At 39.2% G+C, this 25,812-nt stretch carries 22 protein-coding genes; 10 read left to right on the top strand and 12 right to left on the bottom strand.

The features are described from left to right. Positions 1-105: 105 nt before the first annotated feature. From PAND9192_RS02065 to pabB, 5 genes are all read right to left on the bottom strand, one after another. On the bottom strand, positions 106-990 hold the full coding sequence (locus PAND9192_RS02065; RefSeq protein WP_087819507.1) for a helix-turn-helix domain-containing protein: 885 nt from the start codon (positions 988-990) through the stop codon (positions 106-108). 358 nt (positions 991-1,348) lie between these two features. Continuing rightward, a complete protein-coding gene (locus PAND9192_RS02070) occupies positions 1,349-2,710 on the bottom strand; it encodes an L-serine ammonia-lyase (RefSeq protein ID WP_087852336.1) in 1,362 nt (453 codons plus the stop codon). Between the two features lie 241 nt (positions 2,711-2,951). Then, the gene (locus PAND9192_RS02075) at positions 2,952-4,211 is read right to left on the bottom strand and encodes an aromatic amino acid transport family protein (protein WP_087852337.1); all 1,260 of its coding nucleotides are present in this window, start codon (positions 4,209-4,211) and stop codon (positions 2,952-2,954) included. Positions 4,212-4,391: 180 nt separating this feature from the next. Continuing rightward, a complete protein-coding gene (locus tag PAND9192_RS02080) occupies positions 4,392-5,000 on the bottom strand; it encodes a CoA pyrophosphatase (protein ID WP_087852338.1) in 609 nt (202 codons plus the stop codon). Between the two features lie 39 nt (positions 5,001-5,039). After that, on the bottom strand, positions 5,040-6,437 hold the full coding sequence (pabB, locus tag PAND9192_RS02085; protein WP_087852339.1) for an aminodeoxychorismate synthase component 1: 1,398 nt from the start codon (positions 6,435-6,437) through the stop codon (positions 5,040-5,042). 175 nt (positions 6,438-6,612) lie between these two features. On the opposite strand from pabB, the gene PAND9192_RS02090 reads away from it, so the two are divergent. Further along, positions 6,613-8,127, top strand: a complete 1,515-nt coding sequence (locus PAND9192_RS02090) for a fumarate hydratase (protein WP_087819511.1) — start codon at positions 6,613-6,615, stop codon at positions 8,125-8,127. Between the two features lie 85 nt (positions 8,128-8,212). On the opposite strand, the gene pyrC is transcribed toward PAND9192_RS02090, so the two are convergent. Both pyrC and PAND9192_RS02100 read right to left on the bottom strand, forming a co-directional pair. Further along, a complete protein-coding gene (gene pyrC, locus PAND9192_RS02095) occupies positions 8,213-9,244 on the bottom strand; it encodes a dihydroorotase (RefSeq protein ID WP_087852340.1) in 1,032 nt (343 codons plus the stop codon). A gap of 169 nt (positions 9,245-9,413) precedes the next feature. After that, entirely contained in the window at positions 9,414-11,417 is a 2,004-nt protein-coding gene (locus tag PAND9192_RS02100; protein ID WP_234998890.1) for a methyl-accepting chemotaxis protein, read from the bottom strand. 352 nt (positions 11,418-11,769) lie between these two features. On the opposite strand from PAND9192_RS02100, the gene hinT reads away from it, so the two are divergent. The 6 genes from hinT (at position 11,770) to PAND9192_RS02130 (ending at position 16,524) form a co-directional block, all read left to right on the top strand. Beyond that, on the top strand, positions 11,770-12,120 hold the full coding sequence (gene hinT / locus PAND9192_RS02105; protein ID WP_087852341.1) for a purine nucleoside phosphoramidase: 351 nt from the start codon (positions 11,770-11,772) through the stop codon (positions 12,118-12,120). A gap of 192 nt (positions 12,121-12,312) precedes the next feature. Next, positions 12,313-12,708 (top strand): YcfL family putative periplasmic lipoprotein, encoded by a 396-nt coding sequence (locus PAND9192_RS02110; protein WP_087852342.1) that lies wholly within the window; start codon positions 12,313-12,315, stop codon positions 12,706-12,708. A gap of 32 nt (positions 12,709-12,740) precedes the next feature. Then, on the top strand, positions 12,741-13,334 hold the full coding sequence (lpoB, locus tag PAND9192_RS02115; protein ID WP_087852343.1) for a penicillin-binding protein activator LpoB: 594 nt from the start codon (positions 12,741-12,743) through the stop codon (positions 13,332-13,334). 35 nt (positions 13,335-13,369) lie between these two features. After that, positions 13,370-14,290, top strand: coding sequence for a phosphotransferase (locus PAND9192_RS02120; RefSeq protein ID WP_087852344.1), 921 nt, complete (start codon positions 13,370-13,372; stop codon positions 14,288-14,290). A 215-nt stretch (positions 14,291-14,505) separates the two neighbouring features. Beyond that, positions 14,506-15,045 carry an alpha/beta hydrolase YcfP gene (gene ycfP, locus PAND9192_RS02125; RefSeq protein ID WP_087852345.1) on the top strand — a complete coding sequence of 180 codons (540 nt, stop codon included), beginning with the start codon at positions 14,506-14,508 and terminating at the stop codon, positions 15,043-15,045. 189 nt (positions 15,046-15,234) lie between these two features. After that, the gene (locus PAND9192_RS02130; RefSeq protein WP_036795240.1) at positions 15,235-16,524 is read left to right on the top strand and encodes an NAD(P)/FAD-dependent oxidoreductase; all 1,290 of its coding nucleotides are present in this window, start codon (positions 15,235-15,237) and stop codon (positions 16,522-16,524) included. Positions 16,525-16,622: 98 nt separating this feature from the next. On the opposite strand, the gene bamJ is transcribed toward PAND9192_RS02130, so the two are convergent. The 5 genes from bamJ to PAND9192_RS02155 form a co-directional block, all read right to left on the bottom strand. Continuing rightward, positions 16,623-17,096: a BamJ family beta-barrel-assembly machinery protein gene (gene bamJ, locus PAND9192_RS02135; RefSeq protein ID WP_060996557.1), complete on the bottom strand. Its 474-nt coding sequence runs from the start codon at positions 17,094-17,096 to the stop codon at positions 16,623-16,625. Positions 17,097-17,202: 106 nt separating this feature from the next. Continuing rightward, positions 17,203-17,451 carry a YecH family metal-binding protein gene (locus PAND9192_RS02140; RefSeq protein WP_159458195.1) on the bottom strand — a complete coding sequence of 83 codons (249 nt, stop codon included), beginning with the start codon at positions 17,449-17,451 and terminating at the stop codon, positions 17,203-17,205. 98 nt (positions 17,452-17,549) lie between these two features. Continuing rightward, entirely contained in the window at positions 17,550-18,101 is a 552-nt protein-coding gene (locus tag PAND9192_RS02145; RefSeq protein ID WP_087852880.1) for a GNAT family N-acetyltransferase, read from the bottom strand. An 84-nt stretch (positions 18,102-18,185) separates the two neighbouring features. Continuing rightward, positions 18,186-21,647 (bottom strand): transcription-repair coupling factor, encoded by a 3,462-nt coding sequence (gene mfd, locus PAND9192_RS02150; protein WP_087852347.1) that lies wholly within the window; start codon positions 21,645-21,647, stop codon positions 18,186-18,188. After that, a complete protein-coding gene (locus PAND9192_RS02155) occupies positions 21,637-22,221 on the bottom strand; it encodes a PilZ domain-containing protein (RefSeq protein ID WP_087852348.1) in 585 nt (194 codons plus the stop codon). The genes mfd and PAND9192_RS02155 overlap by 11 nt, the downstream gene beginning before the upstream one ends. A 240-nt stretch (positions 22,222-22,461) precedes the next feature. Between PAND9192_RS02155 and lolC the strand changes: the two genes are divergently transcribed. From lolC to lolE, 3 genes are read left to right on the top strand one after another with little or no spacing between them, the layout of a single operon-like run. Beyond that, positions 22,462-23,670 carry a lipoprotein-releasing ABC transporter permease subunit LolC gene (gene lolC / locus PAND9192_RS02160; protein ID WP_087852349.1) on the top strand — a complete coding sequence of 403 codons (1,209 nt, stop codon included), beginning with the start codon at positions 22,462-22,464 and terminating at the stop codon, positions 23,668-23,670. Continuing rightward, the gene (gene lolD, locus PAND9192_RS02165; protein ID WP_087852350.1) at positions 23,663-24,352 is read left to right on the top strand and encodes a lipoprotein-releasing ABC transporter ATP-binding protein LolD; all 690 of its coding nucleotides are present in this window, start codon (positions 23,663-23,665) and stop codon (positions 24,350-24,352) included. Before lolC ends, lolD begins: the two co-directional genes overlap by 8 nt. After that, complete coding sequence (lolE, locus tag PAND9192_RS02170) at positions 24,352-25,596, top strand: lipoprotein-releasing ABC transporter permease subunit LolE (protein ID WP_087852351.1); 1,245 nt, start codon at positions 24,352-24,354, stop codon at positions 25,594-25,596. The genes lolD and lolE overlap by 1 nt, the downstream gene beginning before the upstream one ends. The last annotated feature ends 216 nt before the right edge of the window (positions 25,597-25,812 follow it).

The following is a 25,812-nucleotide window of genomic DNA, read 5'->3' on the forward strand; positions in this document are numbered from 1 at the left end:
AGCCTTGCTTGTTTAAGCAGGGCTTTTTTATATCTGTTATTTACTAATAATAAAAAACCCCGCATTGGCGAGGTTTAATGTTGATATAAGCTTGATGTCGTATTCTTAATGGTACAATTCTGGTAAATGCTGTGTGTGTTCTATACCAGTAAAGCACCCCTCTGTATCCATATCATTTTCTTTTCTTGAACTACTTCTAAACTGTGACGGCGTTACATTATATTTACGTTTAAATGCATCACAAAAATAGGCCGCACTACCAAAGCCAGAACGGTTACCTATTTGTGAGATTGAGTAATTAGAAAACGTTAAGAAGTTAAGTGCTAACCCCATTCGAACATCAAGTAACAACTGGCTAAATGAGACACCTTCTTTTGCTAAATGGCGACGTAACGTTGATTGTGTTGTAAATAATGCTTTTGCCATATCATCAACACTCCACTTTCGTTGTGGGTCTTGGGTGATTAAGCGTGCAATCGTCCGTTCTTTAGGCTCGTCATAATTAAAGCGATAAACATTGAAAACATCAATACCAGTATCATTAAGTGCAATTAAAATGAAAACTAAGCACTGGCTCAGCAAAGTTTGCTCCATTGTTGATCCACTAATGCTTGGCAATAGTTGATTAAATAATGCGAAATTTTGCTCAACAATTTCTGATGAGTCAATAAGGTAGATAGGCGAGCAATTTGAGCTTGTTAATGATGGTTGCTTCAGAGCACTAATATATTTAAATGCTGCAGTTATCGCATCTTCATTAATCATTAAGATTTGCAATTCAATGTTCTCTTGAGTATTTAATTGATTAATAGAGCAAGAGATGTGGCTGAATTTAGGTATAGCTAAAATGCTATTATTTTTTATATCTATAGCGTGACCATTAATATGAATATTACCTTCTGCATTTGATAATTTCACAATTAAATGATGATCGACATAAAACTCTTTCAGAACAACATGGCTCTGCGAGAGGATACGCTTATATTTCATAGCAATATTGCTTCTCTATAAAGGGAATAAATCCTTCATTACATATCGTACATCAATGATGTAAAGGCGATATACGCATCCATGCTGATACGACATTAAGGATAATGTGTATACACAAGTGAGTATAGGACTAAAAGAAACGAAAGAATAGACACAACTGGTTATATAAAGAACAACGGATATAGGTAATAGTTATATTGATATAATATAGGCAGATATCTTAATTGCATAGTATTGAGAGGTGATTATTAATGAATTGTGTTGTATATAAATGGGGAGGGTTAAGGCGGAATTTGGGGCTAAAAAAAACTATCCGAAGATAGTTTTTTTGCTGTTACTAAATAGTGTGCTTTACATATTAGCAAATAACTTTAATTGCTAAGCCACCTTGTGAGGTTTCACGGTATTTAGCGTTCATATCTTTACCTGTTTCAAGCATCGTTTCGATGACTTTATCCAGAGATACTCGTGGTGCTGATGAACGACGAAGTGCCATACGGGTTGCATTTATAGCTTTTACAGCGGCAATACCATTACGCTCAATACATGGTACTTGTACTTGGCCAGCAACAGGGTCACAAGTTAAACCAAGGTTGTGTTCCATAGCGATTTCAGCAGCCATACAGACTTGCTCAGGGCTTCCGCCCATTAACTCCGCTAAACCAGCCGCAGCCATTGAACATGCAACACCGACTTCACCTTGACAGCCAACTTCTGCTCCAGAAATTGAAGCATTGCGTTTATATAAACCACCTACAGCACCTGATGCTGCAAAGTAACGGGTATATTCTTTTGGTCCAACTGATTGCACAAACTTATCATAGTAAGCTAAAACCGCCGGAATAATACCGCATGCGCCATTTGTTGGTGCTGTCACAACACGACCACCAGCAGCGTTTTCTTCATTAACAGCAAACGCGTACATATTAACCCAGTCAACGACAGTCATAGGATCATTACTGAGCTTTTCTGTTGTGATTAGTTGTTGACGTAATGCTGCTGCACGACGAGGAACACGTAGTGGTCCAGGAAGAATACCTTCCTCATTCATACCACGTTCCATACATTCACGCATGGTTTTCCAAATGTTAGCGAAATAGGTGCTAATTTCATCTTCAGCATTCATTGCGCGCTCGTTAGCCATAACAACGGCACTAACAGAAAGACCATGTGTATTACATTGCTCTAATAGCTCTGATGCATAAGAAAATGGGTAAGGAACTTCCACTGTGTTGGTTTGTTCTTTACCGAAGTTTTCTTCATCAACAATGAAACCACCACCAATAGAGTAGTAAGTTTTAGAGAAAATAACCTCATCACCAATCCATGCATGGATTGACATGCCGTTTTCATGAAGGGATAGGTTAGTTGTATGGAAATTCATACCGCCATCACGTGGAAAATCAACAGTGTGGCAGTGCATGCCAACAGGAAGACGCTCAGTCTCTTCTACACGAGAGATGAATCCAGGAATGCTATCAATATCAACATGCTCAGGTGAGTTTCCAGCAAGACCCATAATGATAGCAATATCAGTATGATGACCTTTACCTGTTAGCGACAAAGAACCGTAAACATCAACAGTAATTTTAGTTACGTCACGTAGTTTTCCTAACGAGCGTAAATCGTCGATGAACTCTTTACCTGCTTTCATTGGGCCTACAGTGTGTGAACTAGAAGGACCGACACCAATTTTGAAAATATCGAAAATACTGATCATGTTATTACCTCAGTCAGAGGGAGGCGATTCTGCTTCCGAGTAAGACTGTTATTCGTTGATATCCTCGCTCCTTCCTTGGCGAGCGCACTTAAACTCGAAGAGTAATGAGGCATAATGCACTGTTACTCTTAAGTATCGTCTATTTTACGTTATTTGTGCTAGTAAACACCATGAGTACTAGCACAATTTTTTGCTTTTATACGATTAATTATTCGCAAATGGTACATTTATAGTTGTTTTACTAAAACGCGCCGTAAATTACAGAAGTGATTGCAGCGATACCACATAAAACAGTGAAGATACGGGCAAATACTGATGTTTTGTATTTAGCCATTGCAGGTACTGTTTGCATTGCGATAACAGGTAGTAGGAATAAAATACCAGCAATCATTGGTGCGCCCATTGTTTCGATCATGCCCAGAATACTTGGGTTAATGATAGCGACAATCCAGGTTGTGATAACAATGAAACCCAGTGAGATTTTTTCAATGTTAGCAATAGGCATCTTAGAGCGAGATTTTGCTAGGCCAACAAGACCTTCATGAGCACCAAGGAAGTGACCAAAGTAGCTTGAAGTAATTGCTGCAAATGCAACCAGTGGACCTAAGTAAGAGATTGCAGGTGAATCTTTTACGTTAGCTAGGTATGAAAGCACTGAAATATTTTGTTCTTTTGCCATGTTCAATTGTTCTGGTGTCATTGAAAGCACAACTGAGAATACGAAGAACATTACAAAGCCCATTAACATCATCGCTGCACCACCAGTGATCATGTCTGTTTTCTTTACTGCGCCATCACCGTAAATGCGACGTTGTTCTTTAGCAAACTGGCTAATAACTGGGCTGTGGTTAAATGAAAACACGATGATTGGAATTGCGAGCCAAATGATTTTAGGCATTGCAGACCAATCAGCTTCTGTTTGTACCATTGACATGTTCCAGTCAGGAATAAGGTAGACAGAAAGAACCAGTAGAATAACAACCAATGGGTAAACCATGGCTGATGTTGCTTTTAGCATTAATTCTTTACCGAACACGACACCCGCTGTCATCAGTGCAATTAAGATACCTGATAGTAACCAGCGAGGGATTGATTCCATGCCCAGTTGGTTAACCATGAATGAGTCAACAGTGTTAGTAATACCGACGCCGTAAATTAATACGATAGGATAGATAGCAAAGAAATAAGCAAAGGTAATTAGGTTCGCGCCTGTCTTTCCGTAATGCTCTTCTACAGTATCGGTGATATCAGCATTTGGATTTTTTGATGATAATACAAAACGCGCTAGGCTTTTATGTGCAAACCAAGTCATTGGTGCTGCAATAAGAGCAAGAATAACTAGTGGCCAAAAACCGCCCGCACCCGCTTTAATTGGTAAGAATAGAACACCGGCACCTACTGCAGTACCAAATAGAGAAAGAGCCCAAGTGAAATCTTTATAGGTCCATCTGGCTTTTGTCGCACCTGTTGCTGTCGCTGAGGCTGTCGATGTATTTTGCATGCTGTGATATCCAATAAAAGGGAACGGAACGGAATATAGGAACGGGCGCATTGTCGCTATTTATTGGGGGAAAACAAGGATAAAGATCTCGTTATGTAATACGAAGATTTTGTGATACAAATAAACAAGACCTGCATCACACAAATGAGCTTGTAAGATTAAAATAAAACGTCTAATTGGTTATTTTTTATCTTCCCAAATTTGGTTGGATAATAGTTTAATCATCTGTGCTGTTGCGCCCCATATGGAATAATTATTATAAGGTATCGCATACACACGGTGAGATTCACCTCGAAGGTGGAACTGATGGGATTTAATATTTTGGGGATCTAGTAAGTAATTGAGTGGTACTTCAAAGATAGCGTCGACCTCACCAGGATCTGGTTTAGCGCTATAATTACTGCTGATGGTTGAGATGAAAGGGGTAACAATATAGCCGCTGGTTGTTGCGAGTGGCGTTAACTGGCCGATAACATTATTACGTTGACAAATAATACCAGTTTCTTCATAGGTCTCACGTAATGCCGTGGTGATTAAATCATTATCAGTCTCTTCAAAACGACCACCAGGAAACGCAATTTGCCCTGGGTGGTGTTTTAAATGTTCTGCACGACGTGTTAATACGACATTAAAGCCTTGCTTTCGAGGAACTAATGGAATTAGAACAGCAGCAGGTTTGAAATTGATATCATCGCTAAAATGATGATCAATTCTACGCTTATGGCTTTTGTCATATTGTTGACTGGGTGCCATAAGAAACCGTGTTAGAAGTTGCTGCTGTTCATTCATAAAGTCTCCATTACAAATTTTTTGTTAAATTTAGCACTATTATAAGGTTGGCAGAATTTTACTTAATTTGTCGAGAGTTTCTTGATATTCACTTTCGGCATCACTGTCTGCAACAATGCCACCCCCTGCCCATGCATATAAATGATGTTGGTAAGCAACCAGTGTGCGAATGGTTATATTTGTATCCATGCTGCCACAACGGCTGATATAACCAATACTGCCACAGTAGATACTGCGTCGATGGGGTTCTAACTCTTCAATAATTTCCATTGCTCTGATTTTGGGAGCACCCGTAATCGATCCGCCAGGAAAACAAGCGCGTAATAAGTCAGTGGCTGAATAATCACTAGCCAGTTGACCGGTAACGGTACTGACTAAATGATGCACTGCTGGAAAACTTTCAATAGCAAACAATGCCGGTACACGAACACTGCCAGGTATCGCAACTCGACCAATATCATTACGCAGTAAATCAACGATCATCACATTTTCTGCGCGATCTTTAGGCGCTTGTTGAAGTGCCTTAGCATTGGCTACATCTTCAATCATATCAGTACTACGCGGGCGAGTGCCTTTGATGGGTTTAGTTTCAATTGTGCCGTGATTTAATTGTAAAAAACGTTCAGGTGAAACAGAAAGAATGGCGCTGTTATCGGTACGAATAAAACTTGAAAAGGGAGCGCCATTAGCGGCCTCTAAACGGCAATAGGCTTGCCACTCACTTCCTTGGTAGCCAGCACTGAATCGTTGTGCAAGATTGATTTGATAGCAATCACCAGACAGTAAATATGACTGTATGGTGTTAAATTTGTTGCAATAATCCTCTTTAGTCATGTTTGATGACCATGAGGATGTTAATTTGAATGCTGTATTTTGGTTACTAGTTTGTAGTGTTGTTGGCGCAGTTACTTGAGATTGCAGTTGAGTTAGCCATGATAATCGATGACTATTTTTAGGTTCAATAAGCGATATTTGTTGTAATTTATGATCGACAATTAATGCCCAATCATAAATACCTACAGCCATTTCTGGCAACGGAATATCATGGGTTGCAGTTACTGCGATTTTTTCTACTCTACGGCCTAAATCATAACTAAAATAGCCTAATGAACCACCAATAAAAGGCATGTTTTCAAGAGGGCTAAGTGACGGTAATAGTTCATTTTGTAGAGCATTTATGACACTGAAAGGATCATCGGTAGTAGTACGTTGGTCACCATTTGAAAACTTAATATAAGTTGTGTCATTTTGTGACTCAATAGTGGCTAAAGGATCGGCAACTAAAATATCATAACGATTATCTGGATGCGCTGCCGCTGCCGAACGTAATATCATTGCCCATGGTAACCTCGATAATGGTGCAAACCATGAAAGTGCGGCATCTTTTGAGTAAGGCAATGAGGTAATGCTTAATTCTGGATGTGATTTACAAATCATTTTCTTTTTTGTGACAAGAGGTTTGATTGGCGCATAGCGCAATGTTATGGGCAAGAGTATCATACTCAGCGAAAGACGCCCAAGATTGAACAGCACTATTTTGTTGTTTAATACCCTACATTCAGGAAGATTAATACAGGGCGCCATGGAATAATAATATTTAACGAGGGTAATTATGACCATCATCTGTAAACAAGATGTAATCAGTAGTGTCGCCGATGCTTTACAATATATCTCTTACTATCATCCTTTGGATTTTATTCAAGCATTAGAAAAAGCCTATAACAAAGAGCAGAGCCAAGCGGCGAAAGACGCCATTGCCCAAATTTTAATTAACTCACGTATGTCAGCCGAAGGACGTCGTCCGATTTGTCAAGATACGGGTATTGTGACCTGTTTTGTTAAAATTGGTATGAATGTACAGTGGAACAGTGACTTAACAGTACAACAGATGATTGATGAAGGGGTGCGTCAAGCTTATACCAATGCTGATAACCCATTGCGTGCTTCCGTGGTTGCCGATCCTGCAGGTGCGCGTAAGAATACTCAAGATAATGCACCAGCTGTGGTACATATTGAGATGGTAGCAGGTGATAAGGTTGAAATTCAGATTGCAGCCAAAGGTGGCGGTTCTGAAAACAAAACTAAAATGGTGATGCTTAATCCTTCTGATGATGTTGCTGAATGGGTAGAAAAAACAGTGCCATTAATGGGCGCTGGTTGGTGTCCTCCGGGCATGTTAGGCATTGGTATTGGTGGTACAGCAGAAAAAGCTGCGGTACTTGCTAAAGAATCATTGATGGAAGCGGTTGATATTCATGAGTTACAACAACGTGGTGCGAAAACAACAGAAGAAGCATTACGGTTAGATATTTATGATCGTGTCAATAAATTAGGTATTGGAGCTCAAGGTTTAGGTGGTTTAACAACGGTGTTGGACGTTAAGATTAAAAGCGCGCCAACCCATGCGGCATCAAAGCCTGTATGTATGATCCCTAACTGTGCAGCAACTCGTCATGTACACTTTACTTTAGATGGCAATGGTCCTGCAGAATTAACACCACCGAAACTTAGTGATTGGCCACAAGTAACGTGGGAAGTGGGTGATAATGTACGTCGTGTTAATCTTGATAACGTGACGAAAGCGGATGTACAAGAATGGCGCTCGGGTGAAACCGTGTTGTTGTCAGGCAAGATCCTAACTGGTCGTGATGCAGCTCATAAACGTATTCAAGAAATGTTAGCCAATGGCGAAGGGCTTCCTGAAGGGGTTGATTTTACCAATCGTTTTATCTACTACGTAGGTCCTGTTGATGCTGTTGGTGATGAAGTTGTAGGGCCTGCTGGACCGACAACCTCAACTCGCATGGATAAATTTACCGAAATGATGTTAGGTGAAGCAGGGCTAACAGGAATGATCGGTAAAGCTGAGCGTGGGCCTGCAACCATTGAATCGATTAAGCAACACAAAGCGGTGTATTTAATGGCGGTAGGCGGTGCTGCATATCTAGTAGCAAAAGCTATTAAAAAGGCACGAGTGGTCGCTTTCGCTGATTTAGGTATGGAAGCTATTTATGAGTTTGAAGTTGAAGACATGCCAGTGACAGTTGCTGTGGATGCTGAAGGTGTTAATGCTCACCAAACCGGCCCTGATACATGGCGTGTAAACATAGCTGAAATGGCAAAGTAATCTGATTACAAGTTAGAATAAAAAAGGCTTCCAATCATACGATTTGGAAGCCTTTATTGTTTAAGCTTAGAGAAAAAAGGTTAACTTATGCGTTAACAGTCCAACTCATCATTTCACCCGCTTTAATAGGCACAACGGCATCATCACCAAATTGCATCTCTTCAGCCACTTTCCATGATTCTTTAACTAAAGTGATGGTATCTGTATTACGTGGTAAACCGTAAAAATCAGGGCCATTTAAACTTGCAAAGCCTTCTAGTTTATCGAGTGCATTCGCTTGCTCAAATACTTCAGCATACAGTTCAATTGCCGCATGAGCTGTGTAAGAGCCTGCACAGCCACAGGCAGCTTCTTTACGACCTTTAGCATGGGGTGCGCTGTCAGTCCCTAAGAAAAATTTCTTGCTACCACTGGTTGCAGCTTCAATCAGTGCTTGCTGGTGGGTGTTACGTTTTAAAATCGGCAAGCAGTAGAAGTGGGGACGAATACCACCTGCTAACATATGGTTACGGTTAAACATTAAGTGGTGTGCAGTAATCGTTGCAGCGACATTGTCACCTGTACTTTGAACAAACTTTACAGCATCTGCTGTGGTAATGTGTTCAAGGACAATTTTCAGGGATGAGAACTCTTCAACAATAGGGCCAAGTACTGTTTCTAGGAATGCTTGTTCACGGTCGAAAATATCAACGTGGTTATGTGTTACTTCTCCATGTATAAGCAATGGCATACCAACTTCTTGCATCGCCACTAATGCTGGACGGATGTTATCAATTGAAGTTACACCAGAATCTGAGTTAGTGGTTGCACCTGCAGGATATAACTTGGCTGCGTATACATGACCAGATGCTTTAGCTTTCTTAATCTCTTCGGCAGATGTGTTATCTGTCAGGTAGATAACCATGAGCGGCGTGAAAGTAGCAGCAGGCTGCGCTGCTAAAATACGATCTCGGTAAGCAATGGCTGATTCTGTATCAATAACAGGAGGGATCAAATTAGGCATGATAATCGCGCGGCCCATATAACGGCTAATATCTCTTACCGTATCTTTTAATACATCGCCATCACGTAAATGCGTGTGCCAATCATCAGGACGAGTTATCGTTAATGTTGTCATTTTGTTTCCCTACCAAAAAATTTGCCCGATTTTAAAAGTATCGTTCTGTGAAGTAAAGTTGATAAATCAAACAATGTGGTTTATTGCAGCATTAAATCGCAATCGATTGCTTTGAGTGGCGAGGAACAGAAGAAATACTCACCGATATCAATATCGGTGAGTGGTGGGGTTATAACTTAAATCGACTCACTAGCGTATTTTGCTCGGTGGCTAAATGTTCAAGTTTGACACCAGTATCAGCCATTTCCTCCATCGCGTTATAGCTATTATCAGCAATATGACTAATATCTTCTAAGCTACGAGCAATTTCGGTGGTCGTACAACGTTGTTCTTCCGCTGCTTGTGCGATTTGGCTACTCATATCACTAATTTCAATAATAATGGCTTGAATTTCTTCCATTGAACTATTGGCATTCGAAGCAAGCCCAATACTATTATCCATTTCTGTTACACAGCTTTGCATCATATTCATTGCTTGGCCTGAGCTGGTTTGTAAGTTTTTGATCATGGCTTCAATTTCAGATGTTGAATCAGTGGTACGTTTGGCTAATACGCGCACCTCATCAGCAACAACAGCAAATCCACGCCCTTGTTCACCGGCTCTAGCTGCCTCAATTGCAGCATTAAGGGCTAATAAATTGGTTTGGTCCGCAATATTACGAATTACATCTAAGATTGACCCAATATTACTGCTCATTTTTTGAAGCTGCTCAACTGCTTGCACTGATTCATCTAAGCGAGTTGAAAGCTGGTGGGCGGTATTGATATTGCTGGTCATCACTTTTCGTCCAGCTGCAGATGCTTGCTCTACCTCATTGACGCGCTCCATTGTTGTTTGAGCACTTTTTGAGACGTCAGTAACTGAATGTTCCATTTCTATCATTGCTGTTGCTGCTGATGCTGTTTGTTGACGCTGGCTATTTAAACGCATTTTTGCTTCTGCGGTAGTTGCATGATTTTCAGTCGCAACGGTACTTAATTCAGCTGAAGCATGACTAATTTGACTTAATATCTGTTGTAAGTTTTTAGCTAACATATTGATATGATGACTTAACTGATTAAATTCGATAAATTTACTGGTTTCAGTTCGCTGAGTCATATTGCCTGCTGTTAATGCTTCTAGGGTGCTTAACATTGCCATTAATGGTCGGCGTACACTGCGAGCTAAATACCAACCGACGATAATAGCTAGCAAGATAACGGCGATACCGATAATAATCGCTTTGGTGACGACATCAGTATAGGTTGTGTCGGCAGTAGTAATGGTGTCAGTCATTTGGCTGTTAGCTTGTTGAGTAAAATCACCAATAATTGTCATTGCTTGATTTATTTCTTTGGCCAAGGTTGCGATATTACTGTAGAGACGATGTTGCGCTTGAATATATTCAAAATGTTGGTCAAGAACGCCACCCGTACGACCAATATCAAGTGCGTATTGTTCTACCGATGGCCCAAATGTTTGTTTTAATTTCGGCAGTAATACGGTTAAAGAGCGGAAGGTATTTCTGAGGTGATTAACACTGACTTTATTACTTTTAATTGCTTTGTCAATTGCAGCAGTATTATCAGAAGCCAATGCATCTAGCGTAATAGTTTCAGTTTCTTTTAACTTTACAAAGTAGTTTTTAGACAACATTTTAACGGCAAGATTATCTTGTTCGTTAATAAACTCTTTCATGCCGATATTGAGTTCTGTTTGCAGTTGTTGAAATTGCCGAGATGATTGTTGGCGCTCATGGGTTGCAAGTAGCAATAAACGATAGTTTGTCATGGCAACGGTGGCTTCGGTAAAATAACGTTGCTCAAGCGCTGTTAAAGCTTGAATTGAGGTTGTTAATTGTGTGTTATTTTTTGTCACTTGTTCAAGTTGATTACGAGCTTGCTGAAAAATAGCGTTTTGTTTCTCAAACTCCGTACTATAGGTTGCCATAACTTTAGGATCTTGGCTGGTGAGGTAATCTTTAAATATTTTGTCTGCAACCAATAACTGTACGCTAACATTATTTGAAACTGAAACGAGGGGGAGAGCATCAGTAGTAATGGATTTTAATTGATTGTGAATGCGGCCGACACCATCGAGCATAAAGATGATAGTGACAACAAAAAGTGCTACTAAGATAGCAAAGCCTAAGTACATACGACGTATGACAGAGGTTTGAGTTTTTTTTTTCATAAGATCCCTAATTTTATAAAGGCTAATAACGGTGTATTTAAGAATCGTATTGTCCTTATATAACAATAACCGTCAGTTTCAAAACAATCGCCAAGGTGATTAGTTTGGCTGTTGTTATTGATATTTATAATGTTACGTCAGTTTGATTTACCTATCGACGTGAACTTCAAAATCTTGACTGTTTAAGAGCGACATTGGTGAATATTTTGACAGTTGTTGCAAAATAAACGGTAAAAGATGAAATGTTCAGCGAAAAAAGCGTTTCAAACGGCGTTCAATATTGCTCTGTAGACGTTGGTAGCGCATACTCAACCAAGAATTTATTTAAGCTGATTATTTAATGGAGTCAGGTATGGCTGAAGAAACTATTTTTAGTAAGATCATTCGCAAAGAAATTCCAGCAGACGTTTTATATCAAGATGAATTAGTCACTGCATTTCGTGATATAAATCCACGTGCACCAAGCCATATTCTTATTATTCCAAATAAATTGCTGCCAACAGTAAATGACGTTGAAGCAGAAGATGAATTAATGATGGGGCGTATGTTTACGGTTGCACGTAAACTTGCACAAAGTGAAGGCATTGCTGAAGATGGTTATCGTTTGATTGTGAATTGCAATCCTTTCGGTGGCCAAGAAGTTTATCATATTCACATGCATTTATTAGGCGGCCGCCCATTAGGTCCAATGGTTGTCAGTTAATCACTGATAATTATTAGTACAAAATTGTAATCCAATGCATCGATAATAAAGCTTGAGTATGACATCGCTAGTTAATAGTAGTGGTGATTTGCTCAAGCTTTTTTGATTCTATTGAGTAAACTGATAATAGAGTGTTAATGAAATGGATTATCAAATTGAGGAGGCTGCAGCCTAGCTGTACACGAATGTAGCATGAAGTATAGATATGCGTTGTTGATATTGTTATCCATTGTCGTTTCTGGATGTAGTGGCATAACAATACCTGGAATCAGTCTTGAGCAAGGTAATCATCATGTTGTGATTGGTAATCCTGCATTAGCCAATAAACTTGATTTTAGCTGTTCACAATCAGAGTTGCAGCATGGTTATTTGCATGCATCTGTTAACGTTATCAATAAAACTGACGCAGCTATATCATTGAGCTATCGTTTTTATTGGTATGATGGCAGTGGTTTAGAGATTAGTCATTCGCTACCAACCTTGCAGACATTGATCATTAAACCTAATCAAAGATTGTCACTGCAAGCATTGGCACCTACTACAACAGCGGCACAATACCGCATTGTTGTGCATGATACACAACACTAAGTAACAGTAGATAACATTATAAAGGTAATAAAATGAAAAAGAGTGTAATGGCCTTATTAGCAACAGCAACGTTATTAGGCGGGTGTGCTCAACCGATTAATTACGGTGGTGGATTACATGGTATTGAAAGTGCGGTGACAAATTTTGGTGCTAGTAACTTAGAAAAATTATCATCATCAATGGTCGATAAGATGTTGGCATCAACTGCTGTTCGTTCCATAACAGCAAATGGTGAACCGATTGTTGTGGTTGATAGTATAAAAAATCAGACCCGTAACCATGTTGATACTAACGCTTTAACGGCAATGATCAGTGAGCGTCTTCAAGATTCAGGTAAGTTCCGTTTTGTTGATCCTGTACGGGTTAAAGCGGTGCGTAAACAATTACATTTCAGTCAAGATGATCGTTTTGTTAACCAAAGCACAGCGATTCAGTTTGGTAATATGGTTGGTGCGCAATATATGTTGTATGGGCACGTATCAACAGTAATGAAATCGACCTCAAACGGTAAGCAAGCATATTATAAAATGACAATGCGTTTGATGGATTTAAAATCAGGTACGATTGAATGGTCTGGTCACGATCAAATTATACAAGCTGCCTCAACCAATAGTGCTGCTTGGTAATTGAGACGTGTTGGTATCGGGTAAGGAGCAATAATATGGGTGATCATGCACATTTTAATCATGATCTTTTACGGACTTTACCCGATACTGAGTTTGTTTCAGCATCAAAGTTAGCGGGAGGCTTAACTAATCGTTGTTGGAAAGTCGAATTATTTCATCGTTCAATAAATCAAACCAAACACTATGTATGGCGGCCATTTTCTATAGCGGCTCATGCATTTGGTATTCAACGTCAATATGAATACGATTTACTAACCATGATTTCTGAGACCGGTTTAGCTCCTAAACCATTGCAATTACTTGTTAACACCGACACATCAACAGAACAAGTAACAGGATTGTTTGTTGAATGGCTTGCTGGGACAGAAGCATCCCCTCATTTTTCAAATACCGCATTGTGTCAATTACAAGCAAAAGTGCATCAATTACCAGTACCTTGTTGGCGGTTAGATATTAAACAGCGAGGACTGCATTATTGGCAATACATTAATACTGAACATAAAACACCGTTATTAACTGCTATCTATAATTCCTTTCAAAATCGTCCCATACCAACAGCGTTTGATGATTGTTGCTGCCATTTTGATCTCGGGCGCTATAACGTTATCGTGCCATATTCAAAGCAAGGTTCAACGGCGGAAAATGCCAAAATTATCGATTGGGAATATGCTGCGGCAGGTGATCCAAGTTTAGATTTAGCCATGACAATTATTGCCAATGACCTCGATGATGAATTAGCTATAAGTGATTATTGCGACTATCGACAGTTGGTTGACAAAGAAACACAGTTTAATAAACATGACTGGTTACAAGCTGTTATTAGCTGGAAACCGTGGTGCCAATATTTGGCATTATTGTGGTATTACGTTGGTTACGATGTCTGGCATCAACCACAATATTTACAACATGCTTCGCAATTACAGTTACAACTTATTGAATACATTAATAAGTGTTAAGTGATATATAATAAAATATTCTTTAAAAACAATAAGTAAGTTATTAAAAATGACACTTGAGTTGTAACTGATATTATTTATATGAATAGTTTTTTGTAGACGAGATCATAGTTTTTGTTTTAAATTTGTTAAAACACTACTCAGATTATGGATTTAACCTCGCGATATCGGTATAGATAGTACGTAAAATTATTACTAGATAGTGAGGGATAATAATGATTATTTATTTACATGGCTTTGACTCTACAAGCCCAGGTAATCATGAAAAAGTATTGCAATTACAATTTATTGATTCTGATGTTCGATTTCTAAATTATAGTACGCTGCATCCTAAACATGATATGCAACATTTATTGAAAGAAGTACATAAATTACTAGAAACCTGTAATGATCAACAACCACTAATTTGTGGTGTTGGTCTTGGTGGGTATTGGGCTGAGCGGATAGGCTTCTTATCAGGCATAAAACAGGTAATGTTTAATCCTAATTTGCATCCTGAGCATAATATGGAAGGAAAAATAGACCGTCCTGAGGAATATGAGGATATTCTGACAAAGTGTGTAACAAATTTTCGTAAAAAAAATACAGGAAATTGCCTTTGTATCCTTTCAACTCATGATGAAGTGTTAGATAATCAGCAAACAAAAGATGAGCTAGATCAATTTTATGATATTTTATGGGATGAAAATGAATCGCATAAATTTACAAAAATCTCGCAACATCTACAAAAAATAAAAGCGTTTAAAGCGCAGTAATAACGGAACCATTACCTCCTACATATCACAGACGGGTCGTAGATCCGTCTGCCTACGTACGTGAACTTAAACATATAGATACTTTTTCGCCTAGCGGTCTTGATGCTTGATTATTTACAATTAGCAGACTGTTATGCAATTGAGTCTTTGTCGGTTTTTAAAAATCATATAAATAGAGAGGAAGCTATCTTGACACGTATTATCGTTGTTGGTGGTGGTGCTGGTGGTTTAGAATTAGCCACTAAATTGGGTCGTACATTAGGCCGTAAGCGTCGTGCTGAAGTAACATTAGTTGATCGTCGAGCAAGCCATTTATGGAAGCCATTATTGCATGAAGTTGCAACAGGATCGTTAGACGCAGGTGTTGATGCAATTAGTTACCGCGCTCATGCTAAAAACCATTCATTTGATTTCCAAATGGGCTCATTGCAAGATATTGATCGTGATGCTAAAACCATCACTTTAGCGGCATTATATGACAAACATAATGAGTTATTAGTGCCTGAGCGCTCATTAGAATACGATATTCTAGTATTGGCGATTGGTTCTACATCAAATGATTTTAATACTCAGGGTGTACGTGATAACTGTATTTTCCTTGATAGTCCTGAACAGGCACATCGTTTCCGTAGTGAAATGAATAACCAGTTCATGAAGTTACATGCGAATAAAGACCAAAAAACGGTTGATATTGCGATTGTTGGTGCGGGTGCGACTGGCGTAGAGCTTTCTGCTGAGCTACATAATGCTGTGCAAGAATTACATAACTACGGTTTTGGTGATCTTGATAGTTCCCGTTTAAACATTAATTTAGTTGAAGCTGGTGAGCGTATTTTACCAGCCTTGCCGCCACGAATTTCTCAAGCGGCACATAATGAGTTAACTAAGTTAGGTGTTAATGTTCGTACTGCGACGATGGTAACAAAGGCCGATGAAACGGGCTTAACCACTAAAGATGGTGAACATATTCCTGCACAAATTATGGTGTGGGCTGCTGGTATTAAAGCGCCTGATTTCATGAAAGATATTGCAGGTCTTGAAACTAACCGCATTAATCAGTTAGTGGTAAAACCAACGCTGCAAACCACTCGTGATGATAATATTTATGTTATCGGTGACTTAGCATCATGTGTACAAGAAGATGGTTCATTTGTACCACCACGTGCGCAAGCTGCCCACCAAATGGCAAGTCGTTGTTTTGCTAATATCGTGGCTAAATTATCTGATCGTGAGCAAAAACCTTACATCTATAGTGACCATGGTTCATTAGTATCATTAAGCCGTTTTTCTACTGTTGGTAGCTTAATGGGTAATTTGTCAAAAGGTTCAATGATGGTTGAAGGCCGTATTGCCCGTATGGTTTACATTTCATTGTATCGTATGCACCAAATGGCGTTACATGGGATGTTTAAAACCGGTTTGATTATGTTAGTGGGTCGAATTAACCGTGTACTTCGTCCAAGTTTGAAATTGCACTAATAGATTAGCGTAATAATAGTAAAGTAATAAAAAACGCCAGTATGACAGTAACTCTTTTGATAGAGTTCCATACTGGCGTTTTAATTGGGGCAGATAAATTAATTAATTTTAAATAGCTCAACGTCAAAGATCAGCACAGATCCTGGTGGAATGCTACCAGCGCCATTATTACCATAAGCAAGATTTGCAGGAATAAAGAAGCGTACTTTTTCGCCAACAACCATATGTTGTAAGCCTTCTGTCCAGCCCTTAATCACTCGATTTAGTGGAAATGAAATCTTTTCACCACGATCAACTGAACTATCAAATACAGTGCCATTAATTAACGTACCATGGTAATGGACAGTCACTGTATCTGTTGGTTTTGGGTGTTCAGTGCCAGTACCTGGTTGTAATACTAAATATTGTAAACCTGAAGCAGTGGTTTGCACGCCTTGTTTTAATTTGTTTGCCGCTAGAAATTCTTGCCCAATCTTAATATTTTCTTGTGCAGCTTGTTTGTTGTTGTAAGAGCGATAAAGAAAAAACGCAACTACGGCAGCGATAACCACTGCAATAATAATTTTTGGCACTAGTGTGTCCTTACTGAGTTAAGTTTATTTATCTTACCATTACTCGTAACAGTGAACAGCAACCTCGTGAAATTATTTGTTTTTTAAAGCAGATAATACGAATGTCTTAATGCTGACAAATATTATCTTTATTAGTATGTAACTGATCACCATTAACAGTGATCTTATTGCGAGATAAAAGAAACGTCAGCAGTGCATCTAATGAAAGATCGTTAAGTTTACAAGTATGAAAGCGAACCTCGGTTCCCCAATGTTGCTCGACATAGGTGTGTAATGTTTCAAGGGTGAAAGGTACTGATGCATCGGAAATAAGGTTGAGAACATCGTGACCGTGACGGCTTGCTGTGGTGTGCATAATAAGAGACCATTTTATTGAATAAAGAATCGGCAATGTTACCAGATATGAGGGAATTAAAGATTGATGCATACTAATATCAATGCCGATAATTAGGTTTAATATAAATCTTGTGGTATGAGAGAATACACATAGCCATTGATTGGTTTATTTCGATAAAAAATACGATTTCTTGCTTCGCATTCAAAAATAGCATTACAAGCTAATGCGGTCTTTTGACTGGCATAGTTATCAATATGAGTAATGATTTCTAGTCGAGTAAGACCTAATATTTGAAAGCCAAATTGAATAATAGCGAGACTAGCTTCCGTCGCCATGCCTTGGCGATGATAATTGTGACTGATCCAATAGCCGAGATTGGCAGAATTAAATAATGGCGTAATAGCACTGAGCGAAACTGTACCTACAAACTCATCACTAAAACGATCAAAAATCGCTAATTCATAACTGTAATCATGTTGCCAACTTAAACGACTAGCTGCTATCCATTCATGAGCTTGTTGTTGGTCAAAATCACTATCACACCATTCTAACCAAGGCTCAAGGTAAGGCGCTGATTGATTAACGGCTTCAAAAAAAGCGTTTAAATCAGCAGTTTTAAATGGCCGTAAAATAAGCCGCGGTGTGGTAAGTTGGTAATCAAGTTTCATGATAATAGTGGTCCATGAAGTGATAGTCGGTAAGGTCATAATATTAAAGAAAAACCCTAGACGAGTGTCTAGGGTTAGTCGGTATTAGATCATATTTTCTCTAAATTGGTTAAGTAGATCTTCAATGAATTTAATTCTCTTTTTACGATCTGGTTGTTCCGATACAAGTTTGAGCTTAGTTGGTCCTTCCATTCTAAAATGCTGCGGTTGTGTTTGCAGTAAACTAACCAAGAAATGAGGATTAATAGCGGCATCTTGTTTAAATTCAAGGTAACCGCCTTTCTCATTACTCTCGACCTTCTTAACTCCGATAATAGCGGCTTTGAGTTTAAGACTATTGACGGTTAACAAGTTAGTTGCTGCTTCTGGTAATAAACCAAAGCGATCGATCAGCTCGACTTTTATCTCATTAAGTTCATTGTCATTTATTGCACTAGCAATGCGCTTATAGAGCGATAAACGAGTATTAATATCAGGAATATAATCATCGGGTAGTAATGCTGGAATACGCATTTCTACCTCAGCTTGTTGTTTGAGTAAGTCATCAAGTGTTGGTTCTTTACCTTCACGTAATGATTCAACAGCTTGTTCTAGCATTTCCATGAATAAGCTAAAACCAACGGATTGAATTTGACCACTTTGTTCGTCACCTAATAGTTCACCTGCACCACGAATTTCTAAATCATGGGTTGCTAGGGTAAAGCCGGCACCAAGATCTTCTAGTGATGCAATAGCTTCTAAACGTTTAACCGCATCTTTGGTCATACGTTTAGGGTGGGGGGTCAGTAAGTAGGCATAAGCTTGATGATGAGAACGACCAACACGACCACGTAACTGGTGTAATTGGGCTAAACCAAGGTTATCGGCACGATCCATAATAATGGTATTAGCACTAGGTACATCGATACCAGTTTCAATAATAGTAGTACAAACTAAGACATTAAAACGTTGGTGGTAAAAATCACCCATGATCTTTTCAAGTTCACGTTCACGCATTTGACCATGTGCAAAAGTTACACGTGCCTCTGGAATTAACTTGGCTAAATCTTCTGTGGTTTGCTCGATGCTATCGACTTCGTTATGCAGGAAGTACACTTGACCACCACGGCTAATTTCACGCAATATTGCTTCACGAATAATATTTTCATCACTTTGTCGAACAAAGGTTTTAATTGCTAGACGACGCGCTGGTGGAGTAGCAATGATTGATAAGTCACGCATACCACTCATTGCCATATTAAGCGTTCGAGGGATTGGTGTTGCAGTTAACGTTAGAATATCAACGTCAGCTCGAATTGCTTTAATCTTTTCTTTTTGGCGGACACCAAAGCGGTGTTCTTCATCAACTACTAGTAACCCAAGATCATGGTAGTTAACGCTACTATTAAGTAGTTTGTGAGTACCAATGAGAATATCAATCTTACCTTCTTCAACATCGGCCAATATTTGTTTCTGTTCTTTGGCTGTTTTAAAGCGAGATAGCACTTCAACACGAATCGGCGTATTGGCAAAGCGATCGCGAAAGTTTTCGAAATGCTGCTGCGCTAATAGTGTTGTCGGTACTAAGATCGTTACTTGTTTATTATTATCAACAGCAACAAAGGCTGCTCGCATTGCAACTTCTGTTTTACCAAAACCAACATCACCACATACTAGACGATCCATCGCTTTAGGTTGGCACATGTCAGATAGCACCGCGTTAATCGCTAATGCTTGATCATAGGTTTCTTCGTAAGGGAAACTGGTACAAAAATCAGCATAGCTTTCACGATCAAGTTTGAATTTAAAACCTGGTTTTAGCTCACGCATGGCGTAAACTTCCAGTAATTCTGCGGCAACGTCACGTACTTTTTCAGCGGCTTTACGGCGTGCTTTAACCCATGCTTCACCACCTAATTTATGAATCGGGGCGGTTTCTTCAGCGCCACCAGAGTAACGACTAATAAGGTGTAGTGAAGCGACAGGCACATACAGTTTTGCACCACCTTGATATTCAAGGGTGACATATTCGGTCTTAATACCGCCAGCTTCTAGGGTTTGTAAACCTTGATAACGGCCAATACCATGATCGATATGAACCACAGGCTGACCGACTTGTAATTCAGCCAGATTACGAATAATGGTATCAGCATTAACCGTGGTTTTTTTATCATTGCGGCGGCGTTGTTGAATACGTTCGCCCAATAAATCACTTTCACAAATAAAAGCGACAGCGGGTTTTTCTAGAATAAAACCATTTTCAGCTGCACCAATAACAAGACAATATTTGGCTTTTTTATCAGCCATTGCTGCTTCAAGACTATCAAAAACTGTTGGACGAAGCTTTATTCGAGCTAACAAATCAAATAATGCTTCACGGCGACCTTCAGAAGCCACTGAGAAAATGATTTTTCCTTTAAATTGCTCAGTAAACTGACGCAGTTCAGCAAATGGCTCTTTGAGTTGATGATTAATGGCGATAGCTGGAACAGCGGTTAATGCCGGGTTATAACGGCCTACTTTTTCATCATCAATGGGATCGCGCTGTATTCTTACTCGCGGCAGTTGTTTAAAGCCACTAAACATTTCATCTTTAGTTAGCCATAACTCTTTAGGGGTGAGTAATGGTCGTAATGGATCAACGCGACGTTGATCGTAGCGGTATTCAGCATCGTGTAAGAAGGTATCTACTGCTGGCTCTAAATCACCTAATGTCACCAATAATGCATTACTAGGTAAATAATCAAACAGGGTTTCGGTATGATCAAAAAACAGTGGTTGCCAATATTCGATACCTGTTGGCCAGATTTTCTTACTGACTTGTTGATAAATAGATTCTGGTTCACGGCGTGCTTCAAAACGTTCACGCCAGCGCATACGAAAGTTTTCAATCGCTAATTCATCGGTTGGGAACTCATGCGCAGGTAGAAGATCTATAGTGTCAATTTCTGCTGTTGAACGTTGATTTTCAGGGTCAAATTGACGAATAGAATCAACTTCATCATCAAAAAAATCGATTCGATAGGGTGCATTACTGCCCATTGGAAATAGATCTACTAATGAGCCTCGGCTTGCATATTCACCATGTTCCATCACTTGATCAACATGACGATAGCCTGATGCTTCTAATTGAAGGCGCAATTTCTCTAGCGAAATTCGATCGTCTTTTTTGACAATCAAGGCATGCTTATGAATAAATTCTTGAGGAGTAAGGCGCTGTAGTAGCGTACTGATAGGGACTAATATAATACCATTTTTTTGAGTTGGCATTTTATATAAACGAGCGAGGCGCTCAGAGATAATATCTTGATGAGGTGAGAAATTATCATACGGCAGTGTTTCCCAATCCGGAAAAACATGGACATCGATATCACAAAACTGAGTTATTTCAGGCTGTAGTTTTAGTGCAGTTTGAGTATCAGCAACAACGGTAAGTATTGGCCCATTATGCTTGGCCGCTATTTCTGCTAATGACAACGCCAACGCAGAACCTGATAAATTACCGATGTAACGATTATCCCCAGATTTTTTAGGTACGGGAATGGAAAGTAATGTTTTATTCGTCATTGTTATTATTCATGTTTCGTTGTTGGGCCCGCTGACGTAAAAGCTTTTGTTGGCAATGCAGTGCGGCACGGATTAATAAATCACGATCGTCTTCTAATAGTCGCGTGTAATGCAGCTGAATTAAAAAACGATCCTCTAAAACGGAGCAGTTAACCACCTCAGCATAACAATAAATTGCCGCCGCAGGGTGATCTAAAAATAGTTTAACGGTGACATTTTGCCCAATTGGAAATTCATGTGAGCTATAAAAGCTGACATTACTCGCACCAAAGGTATCAGTTATATATCGATAAGTAGCATTATCTTGTTGAGATAGCACGTAAGATAACAGCAGGTTTATTTTACTGTTTTGAGCACTAAGATAATCGACTAATAGTTTACTGTCTTGTTTACCAAATCCAGATAATAGCCGTTCTGCATTTTCTTCGAGCGTGTTACATTCGCTGGCGATACGAAATAATGGCGGTATTTCAGCGCGAAAGGTGTCAACATCGGGGAGTGGTTTTCCATCTGCTAATGGTTCGACATTGATTGTTAGTCCTAAGTGAACTGAAAAATATTCATCTTGTCTCATTACTTACTCACTGCCTGTTAGTTGTCATCGACGTAGTCACTATTGAGGTTATGTAACCCAGATTATATCGGTGACATATGGGTTAATTATTACTTAGAGCGTACCGACGAGCAAGTGATCTCCGTTATGCGGCTATCTTTTACTCACTGTTTTTACATTACATTTACCTTGCTAGATGGTAAACAGCGGCGTTAACGCGTATTCTTGAGTCATCAAATAAAGGAGTGGTTTTTTAAGCCTATGTTTCATCCTGTATCTTTTTTTATTGGTTTACGTTATTTACGAGGACGTTCAGGTGACCGTTTTAGTCGCTTCGTTTCTTATATGTCAACCGCGGGTATTACTGTTGGAGTGATGGCACTAATTACCGTAATGTCGGTCATGAACGGTTTTGAACAACAACTCAAAGACCGAATTTTAGGTGTGTTACCGCAAGCTGTTGTAACGCATGCTGATGGGCGGGTTCCACTTTCTGAACAGGTTCCAACAGTACTCAAGCAATTGCCACATGTAACCAAAGTTACGGCAATTACACGGGGTGAAACTATCATTCAAAGTGCGAATTCGTTAGCCGCTGGAATGATGATAGGTATTGAACCAAACCAATATGATCCGATTGCTGATCATTTAATGGTGGGTTCATTAAAAGACCTTCAGCCGGGGAGTTTTAACGTTATTATTGGTCAAGCACTGGCTGTTGAATTGGATATTCAGCCAGGTGATAAAATTCGTCTTATGGTCACTAGTGCCAGCCAATTTACGCCCTTAGGACGCTTACCTAGTCAGCGTAATTTTACCGTATCTGGAATTTACGATACTGGTTCTGACGTTGATAAACAGCTAGTTTTCACGAATATCTCTGATGCTGGTAGGTTATTGCATTATAAACTAGATCAAATGTCAGGTTGGCGGCTATATCTTGATGATCCATTTGCCGTTACTGAACTTGCAAAAATACCATTGCCTAATAATTGGAAATGGTCTGATTGGCGTGAGCAACGCGGTGAGTTATTTCAAGCGGTTAAAATGGAAAAAAACATGATGGGGCTGATGTTGGGGCTTATCATTGGTGTCGCTGCGTTTAATATTATTTCCGCATTAATAATGGTTGTAATGGAAAAGCAAGCGGAAGTGGCCATTCTAAAAACTCAAGGTATGACTCATCGACAGGTACTGACACTATTTATGGTTCAAGGCTCGAGTAGTGGTGTTATTGGCGCATTATTAGGTGGTATTTTTGGGGTGATACTGTCTCATTATATAAATCCAATTATGGCTTTTTTCGGTGTTAACCTCGCTGCTATTGGTGGTTCTCTACCGGTAGATTTTGAACCGGTGCAAATTTTGGCTGTTATTGTTGGCGCTATTATTTTGAGTTTATTAGCGACTATTTTCCCTTCTTATCGTGCGGCCGCTGTCCGTCCTGCTGAGGCTCTTCGTTATGAATAATGCTTTATTATCTTGTCAGCAATTATGTAAAACCTATCAAGAAGGTCAATTACAAACTGAAGTATTAAAAAAGGTCAATATTGAAATAGCTGATCATGAATTAGTCGCTATTGTTGGCTCTTCAGGTTCGGGTAAAAGTACCTTGTTGCATATTTTAGGTGCGCTAGATGAACCGACTAACGGCGAAGTGTTTTTTAAAGGGCAGCGGTTAGATATTTTAAGTTCAAATAAACAAGCCAAAATTCGAAATCAAGATATTGGTTTTGTGTATCAATTTCACCATTTGTTAGCTGACTTTACTGCCACAGAAAACGTAGCAATGCCATTATTGATTGGTGGTGTCGCTGTAAGTGAGGCGCGTACTCGTGCTCAAGATATGCTGGCAATGGTAGGTCTTGATCATCGTTTTGAACATCGTCCTTCAGAACTCAGTGGTGGTGAACGCCAACGGGTTGCTATTGCCCGTGCATTAGTAAATAACCCTGCGATTGTGCTTGCCGATGAGCCGACAGGTAATTTAGATCACCAAACAGCATTAGATATTTATGATTTGATGCGTAAGTTAAATGCAGAATCAGGTACTGCATTTTTAGTTGTAACTCACGATACGCAGTTAGCATCAAAACTTGATCGCTGTATGTACATGCAAGATGGTATTTTAGCTGAGGTTAAGGAGAAGTAATGTTTCGTCCTTTATCCCTCTATATAGGTAGTCGATTTAATCGTTCTAAAAAACGCAATCGAATGGTGTCATTTATCTCATTGTCATCGATGCTTGGTATTGCGGTTGGGGTTGCAGTGATCATCATTGGTTTATCTGCCATGAATGGTTTTGAACGTGAATTACAAACACGCGTACTGTCTGTTATTCCTCAAGGTGAGTTACAAGCAGTAGAACCACCATTGAACAATTGGAAGCCACTATTAAAGCAGGTAGAGCAACATCCACATATTACAGCTGCTGCGCCTTATGTTGAATTTACAGCATTACTTGAAAGGGGCACTAAGCTAAAAGCCGTTGCAGTGCGTGGTGTTGATCCTAAAGAACAGCTTAAAGTGAGTGAGTTACCTCATTATGTAAAGAATAATGCATGGTCAACTTTCACGGCAGGTAAGCGCGAGGTGATCTTAGGGCAAGGTGTTGCAACTAAACTGAAATTAAAGGTAGGAGATTGGATCACGGCGATGATTCCAAATACCGATCCTGAAATGAAGTTAAGAGCGCCTAAACGTATTCGTCTACAAGTTGTGGGCTTACTTGCGTTAGGTGGACAGATTGATCACAGCTTAGCGATTGTACCGTTACAAGATGCACAACAATATTTAGATATGGGGCAAGGTGTCTCTGGCATCGAGATGAATGTTGATAATGTGCTTGATGCCCAACAAATAGTAAAAGAAGTTGGCGACACGTTGCCTGTTTATGTTTATTTAAAAAGCTGGATGCAAAAATACGGCTATTTATACCGTGATATTCAAATGGTACGTACCATTATGTATTTAGTGATGGTATTAGTGATAGGTGTAGCTTGTTTTAATATTGTTTCTACATTGATGATGGCAGTAAAAGATCGTGCCGCAGATATTGCTATTTTACGTACTATGGGAGCGAGTGATCGGCTGATTAAAGCTATCTTTGTTTGGCATGGTGTATTGTCAGGCGTTCTTGGTAGTATTATTGGCTCGATATTTGGCTCATTAATTGCGATTAATTTAACTCATATTGTACGAGTAATCGAAAAAATCATCGGTCATCGGTTCTTGTCTGGCGATATCTATTTTGTCGATTTCTTACCGACACAATTAGCTTGGCAAGATGTGGCGATTGTCACTGCAACAGCGATTGTATTAAGTTTACTCGCAACATGGTATCCAGCAACTAGAGCGAGTCGATTACAACCAGCCCGAGTGTTAAGTGCAAAGTAATAACTGATTGGCTTTGTATTGGTGTGATTAATAAAAAACGGAGCTTCGGCTTCGTTTTTTTATTTGAGTATTTTAGCGATACAACGTCATTAAGGAAGCGCAAATATTATCAGTATCGTAAGATGTTGATTTTTGATTATCATTAAACAAATAAGTTCATTTTGATGCATAAATAAATATAAAAATAAAATCTAAAAGTAATTATATTGAAGGTTA

It is taken from the genome of Photobacterium andalusiense (assembly GCF_900185625.1).
Lineage (GTDB): Bacteria > Pseudomonadota > Gammaproteobacteria > Enterobacterales > Vibrionaceae > Photobacterium > Photobacterium aquimaris.